Below are 5448 nucleotides of genomic sequence, written 5' to 3' on the forward strand. Positions count from 1 at the left end.
TAAAACTCAGAAAATACAAATGCTTACGCTTAGATTTATGACAAGTATGTACAGTGTAGTTTACACACATACCTTGAAATGAATTTGAGATATAGCGAAATCGAATACCGCCTCTTAATTGAGGTAAAAAGTAATAGTTAGGAATTAAACTGAAGAGTTTGATCCTGGCTCAGATTGAACGCTGGCGGAATGCTTTACACATGCAAGTCGAACGATGAACCTTAGCTTGCTAAGGGGATTAGTGGCGAACGGGTGAGTAATATATCGGAACGTACCTTGTAATGGGGGATAACTAGTCGAAAGATTAGCTAATACCGCATACGCCCTGAGGGGGAAAGTAGGGGATCTTCGGACCTTACGTTATAAGAGCGGCCGATATCTGATTAGCTAGTTGGTGGGGTAATGGCCTACCAAGGCGACGATCAGTAGCTGGTCTGAGAGGACGACCAGCCACACTGGAACTGAGACACGGTCCAGACTCCTACGGGAGGCAGCAGTGGGGAATTTTGGACAATGGGCGCAAGCCTGATCCAGCCATTCCGCGTGAGTGAAGAAGGCCTTCGGGTTGTAAAGCTCTTTCGCAAGGGAAGAAAACTTACCATCGAATAAATGGTGAGGCTGACGGTACCTTGATAAGAAGCACCGGCTAACTACGTGCCAGCAGCCGCGGTAATACGTAGGGTGCGAGCGTTAATCGGAATTACTGGGCGTAAAGCGTGCGCAGGCGGTTTTGTAAGTCAGATGTGAAATCCCCGAGCTCAACTTGGGAACTGCGTTTGAAACTACAAGACTAGAATATGTCAGAGGGGGGTAGAATTCCACGTGTAGCAGTGAAATGCGTAGAGATGTGGAGGAATACCAATGGCGAAGGCAGCCCCCTGGGATAATATTGACGCTCATGCACGAAAGCGTGGGGAGCAAACAGGATTAGATACCCTGGTAGTCCACGCCCTAAACGATGTCTACTAGTTGTTGGTGGAGTAAAATCCATGAGTAACGCAGCTAACGCGTGAAGTAGACCGCCTGGGGAGTACGGTCGCAAGATTAAAACTCAAAGGAATTGACGGGGGCCCGCACAAGCGGTGGATTATGTGGATTAATTCGATGCAACGCGAAAAACCTTACCTGGCCTTGACATGCCACTAACGAAGCAGAGATGCATTAGGTGCCCGTAAGGGAAAGTGGACACAGGTGCTGCATGGCTGTCGTCAGCTCGTGTCGTGAGATGTTGGGTTAAGTCCCGCAACGAGCGCAACCCTTGCCATTAATTGCCATCATTTAGTTGGGCACTTTAATGGGACTGCCGGTGACAAACCGGAGGAAGGTGGGGATGACGTCAAGTCCTCATGGCCCTTATGGCCAGGGCTTCACACGTAATACAATGGTCGGTACAGAGAGTTGCCAACCCGCGAGGGGGAGCTAATCTCAGAAAGCCGATCGTAGTCCGGATTGTTCTCTGCAACTCGAGAGCATGAAGTCGGAATCGCTAGTAATCGCGGATCAGCATGTCGCGGTGAATACGTTCCCGGGCCTTGTACACACCGCCCGTCACACCATGGGAGTGGGTTTTACCAGAAGTAGTTAGTCTAACCGCAAGGGGGACGATTACCACGGTAGTATTCATGACTGGGGTGAAGTCGTAACAAGGTAGCCGTATCGGAAGGTGCGGCTGGATCACCTCCTTTCTAGAGAAGATCACCTGTCTACAAGCATTCACTCTTATCGGTCATCTTAAAAATAAGCAGCAACAAAGATTTAGGCAAACCGCCTTAGGGTCTGTAGCTCAGCTGGTTAGAGCACCGTCTTGATAAGGCGGGGGTCGTTGGTTCGAGCCCAACCAGACCCACCACCGAATATTGGGGGATTAGCTCAGCTGGGAGAGCACCTGCTTTGCAAGCAGGGGGTCGTCGGTTCGATCCCGTCATCCTCCACCAACGACTTGGTATCTTTGTTGCGGTTTAGAGATTAGAAGCAAGCGTTATTAATTGATGTTTGATTAAATGTTTGCTTCTGGTTTTTAAACGTTAGTTTAACGACTAAGACTGCTCTTTAACAAAATGGAAGAAGTAAAGGAATATAGGTTGTGTGATGACAACTTATATTCAATGGGCGATATTATTTTTTAACCGGAAATAATATCGATTGATTGCAAAATCAGAAATATTAAACGCAAGTTGAGAAGCGACATTGATGAGTAATCATGAATGTAGCGAATCTAACGAGGTTTGATAGTGCTTTAGAATTACCTGTAACGCGTGTCTCATGCACGACGAAATCTAGATTTAAAAAGGGTTTAGGTTTTAACGTTATAGGGTCAAGTGAATAAGTGCATATGGTGGATGCCTTGGCGATATCAGGCGATGAAGGACGTGATAGCCTGCGAAAAGCTTCGGGGAGCTGGCAAATAAGCTTTGATCCGGAGATGTCCGAATGGGGAAACCCGGCCGTAAGGTCATTCTCTTCTGAATATATAGGAAGAGTAAAGCGAACCTGGAGAACTGAAACATCTAAGTACCCAGAGGAAAAGAAATCAACCGAGATTCCGTAAGTAGTGGCGAGCGAACATGGAACAGCCTGTTACTTTTAGCAGACGCGATAGTAGAACGGAATGGAAAGTCCGACCGTAGTGGGTGATAGTCCCGTATACGAAATCCCGTTTGTGGAACTAGGGTAACGACAAGTAGGGCGGGGCACGAGAAACCCTGTCTGAACATGGGGGGACCATCCTCCAAGGCTAAATACTCGATATCGACCGATAGTGAACCAGTACCGTGAGGGAAAGGCGAAAAGAACCCCGGGAGGGGAGTGAAATAGATCCTGAAACCGTATGCATACAAACAGTGGGAGCCTCGTAAGGGGTGACTGCGTACCTTTTGTATAATGGGTCAGCGACTTACATTCAGTGGCAAGCTTAACCGATAGGGGAGGCGTAGAGAAATCGAGTCCGAATAGGGCGAATTAGTCGCTGGGTGTAGACCCGAAACCAAGTGATCTATCCATGGCCAGGATGAAGGTGCCGTAACAGGTACTGGAGGTCCGAACCCACAAATGTTGAAAAATTTGGGGATGAGCTGTGGATAGGGGTGAAAGGCTAAACAAACTTGGAGATAGCTGGTTCTCTCCGAAAACTATTTAGGTAGTGCCTCGTATATAACTCTCGGGGGTAGAGCACTGTTATGGCTAGGGGGTTCATAAGAACTTACCAAACCATTGCAAACTCCGAATACTGAGAAGTTCAATTACGGGAGACAGTCCATGGGTGCTAACGTCCGTGGACAAGAGGGAAACAACCCAGACCGACAGCTAAGGTCCCAAATGACGTGCTAAGTGGAAAACGAAGTGGGAAGGCATAGACAGCCAGGATGTTGGCTTAGAAGCAGCCATCATTTAAAGAAAGCGTAATAGCTCACTGGTCGAGTCGTCCTGCGCGGAAGATGTAACGGGGCTAAGCACGTAACCGAAGCTTCGGATGCCAGTTTACTGGCATGGTAGGAGAGCGTTCTGTAGGCCTGCGAAGGTGTACTGTGAGGTATGCTGGAGGTATCAGAAGTGCGAATGCTGACATGAGTAGCGATAAAGGGAGTGAAAAGCTCCCTCGCCGAAAGCCCAAGGTTTCCTGCGCAACGTTCATCGGCGCAGGGTGAGTCGGCCCCTAAGGTGAGGCAGAGATGCGTAGCTGATGGGAAACAGGTTAATATTCCTGTACCTCTATACAATGCGATGTGGGGACGGAGAAGGTTAGGTCAGCCGGGTGTTGGATGTCCCGGTTCAAGCGTGTAGGTTGGTTCTTTAGGCAAATCCGGAGAGCTAAGACTGAGACGTGATAACGAGTCTGCTTGCAGACGAAGTGATTGATACCATGCTTCCAAGAAAAGCCACTAAGCTTCAGTTGTATAAGACCGTACCGCAAACCGACACAGGTGGGCAGGATGAGAATTCTAAGGCGCTTGAGAGAACCCGGGAGAAGGAACTCGGCAAATTAGCACCGTAACTTCGGGAGAAGGTGCGCCCCGGTAGTGTGTAGTGATTTACTCACGAAGCATGATGGGGTTGCAGTGAAAAGGTGGCTGCGACTGTTTAATAAAAACACAGCACTCTGCAAACACGAAAGTGGACGTATAGGGTGTGACGCCTGCCCGGTGCTGGAAGATTAAATGATGGGGTGCAAGCTCTTGATTGAAGTCCCAGTAAACGGCGGCCGTAACTATAACGGTCCTAAGGTAGCGAAATTCCTTGTCGGGTAAGTTCCGACCCGCACGAATGGCGTAACGATGGCCACACTGTCTCCTCTCGGGACTCAGCGAAGTTGAAATGTTTGTGAAGATGCAATCTCCCCGCGGCTAGACGGAAAGACCCCATGAACCTTTACTGCAGCTTTACATTGGACTTTGACAAGATTTGTGTAGGATAGGTGGGAGACTATGAAGCGGTGTCGCCAGATATCGTGGAGTCATCCTTGAAATACCACCCTGATGTTGTTGAGGTTCTAACCTAGGTCCGTAATCCGGACTGGGGACCGTGTATGGTAGGCAGTTTGACTGGGGCGGTCTCCTCCCAAAGAGTAACGGAGGAGTGCGAAGGTAACCTAGGTACGGTCGGAAATCGTACTGATAGTGCAATGGCAAAAGGTTGCTTGACTGCGAGACGGACAGGTCGAGCAGGTGCGAAAGCAGGTCATAGTGATCCGGTGGTTCTGTATGGAAGGGCCATCGCTCAACGGATAAAAGGTACTCTGGGGATAACAGGCTGATTCCTCCCAAGAGTTCATATCGACGGGGGAGTTTGGCACCTCGATGTCGGCTCATCACATCCTGGGGCTGTAGCCGGTCCCAAGGGTATGGCTGTTCGCCATTTAAAGTGGTACGTGAGCTGGGTTTAAAACGTCGTGAGACAGTTTGGTCCCTATCTGCCGTGGGCGCTGCAAGTTTGAGGGGACCTGCTCCTAGTACGAGAGGACCGGAGTGGACGCACCTCTGGTGGACCAGTTATCATGCCAATGGTATAGCTGGGTAGCTAAGTGCGGAAGAGATAAACGCTGAAAGCATCTAAGCGTGAAACTCGCCTCGAGATGAGACTTGCCTCTGGCTTTAAGCCAGCTAAAGAGTCGTTCAAGACCAGGACGTTGATAGGTCAGGTGTGGAAGTGCAGTAATGCATTAAGCTAACTGATACTAATTGCTCGTGAGGCTTGATCCTATAACCTTAAAACTTAGACCAAAATCTAAGCCAGGTGTAGTTCAAAGCAATATGATTTGGCAATCATCTAGAAATAAGAAACACAAGTTGTTTCATACCCTGCCCATTGATGCTTGAAAAAGCAAAATCCTTTACTTCTTCCAATTTGTTAAAGCAGGCTGATTCATATCAGCACCATGCATAACATTACCAGTTATGTTTGGGGACAATAGCAGTTTGGAACCACCCCTTCCCATCTCGAACAGGGCCGTGA

General features: G+C 48.7%; 2 tRNA genes and 2 rRNA genes. All 4 read left to right on the plus strand.

The features are described 5' to 3' along the window. Positions 1-146 precede the first annotated feature (146 nt). The 4 genes from Q9292_RS14300 (at position 147) to Q9292_RS14315 (ending at position 5195) form a co-directional block, all read left to right on the plus strand. Positions 147-1685: ribosomal RNA gene (locus Q9292_RS14300) — 16S ribosomal RNA — on the plus strand. An 87-nt stretch (positions 1686-1772) separates the two neighbouring features. Beyond that, positions 1773-1849, plus strand: a tRNA-Ile gene (locus Q9292_RS14305). 9 nt (positions 1850-1858) lie between these two features. After that, positions 1859-1934: transfer RNA gene (locus Q9292_RS14310), tRNA-Ala, on the plus strand. Positions 1935-2312: 378 nt separating this feature from the next. After that, a 23S ribosomal RNA gene (locus tag Q9292_RS14315) occupies positions 2313-5195 on the plus strand. The 16S and 23S rRNA genes sit together here with 2 tRNA genes alongside, the layout of an rRNA operon. Positions 5196-5448: the final 253 nt, after the last annotated feature.

This window comes from Methylophilus sp. VKM B-3414, assembly GCF_032248435.1.
GTDB classification, from domain to species: domain Bacteria; phylum Pseudomonadota; class Gammaproteobacteria; order Burkholderiales; family Methylophilaceae; genus Methylophilus; species Methylophilus glucosoxydans.